This is a genomic window from Pedobacter sp. MC2016-05, assembly GCF_026239735.1.
Taxonomy (GTDB): Bacteria; Bacteroidota; Bacteroidia; order Sphingobacteriales; family Sphingobacteriaceae; genus Pedobacter.
Genome location: NZ_JAPIVT010000053.1, coordinates 1 through 879, shown reverse-complemented (window position 1 = coordinate 879; position 879 = coordinate 1). Strand labels below are relative to the sequence as shown.

Annotated in this window: 1 protein-coding gene and 1 pseudogene; one reads left to right on the top strand and one right to left on the bottom strand. The window is 36.6% G+C overall.

Annotated features, from left to right (window positions below):
* Positions 1-194, bottom strand: a pseudogene (locus OQZ33_RS24140) (hypothetical protein); the annotation flags it as partial.
* A 205-nt stretch (positions 195-399) separates the two neighbouring features.
* On the opposite strand from OQZ33_RS24140, the gene OQZ33_RS24135 reads away from it, so the two are divergent.
* Positions 400-879 (top strand): serine hydrolase domain-containing protein (locus tag OQZ33_RS24135; protein ID WP_265802130.1); only part of this gene is annotated, 480 nt, incomplete at its 3' end.

The window sequence follows — 879 nt, the reverse complement described above, 5'->3', positions numbered from 1 at the left end:
GAGCCAATTGTTTTCTTATAAATTATTTTTCCTCTTTCAGAGACGAGCAAATTCCCATTAAATACGCCAAGATTATGTGCTTTTTCCAACAAACTATCCAGATGTTTCAAATTTCGGCTGGTTTGTCCGTAAACATTTTGTACAACTACTACAGCTGAAATAAGCAACAAATTTCTCAGGATCTTAGGTATCATATATATATATATATTCGTTTACTAAAGGACAATCAAATGTAAAGATAGTTGCATGACATGGGGCATTATCGAAAAACGGTGAATTTTGATAGGTATTCAGTTTCGCTTTTAAATTAGTCTCAAAAAACGAAAGTATTCATCCCCTACTGTATATCTTTCTTTCAGCTGTAAGTTTAATTGCAACAATTACGGCAAAGAAAAAAAATTGTCCCTCAAAACGAAGACATTGCTTACCCATACTAGCGGCCTTTCAGACCATATGAACGAAAACATCGAATGGATTACTGAGCCACATACCAAAGCAGAACTGCTTGACAAAATTGCTCAGGTAAAACCGCATTTCGAGCCTGGAGCTAAACAGCAGTATTCAAACGATGGCTTCTTGTTGCTTGGATATATAGTAGAGAAGATCACGAACAAAACCTACCAAGCAGCACTGAAACAAAGAATTATCAATAAGATTGGCCTGAAAAACACAATTGCAGCAACAAGAAATAATAGTTTATCACTCGAAGCAGGACCTTACTCGTTTCAAGGATCTTGGGTTCCGGTTAAAGAAATCTATTTTCCAAACGTGGTAGGTGTGGGGGATATCTTGTCTACACCCCAAGATTTGTCGATATTTATAAACTCGCTTGTATCGGGAAAATTAGTTAGCAGCAATAGCTACAATCACATGAAGGCG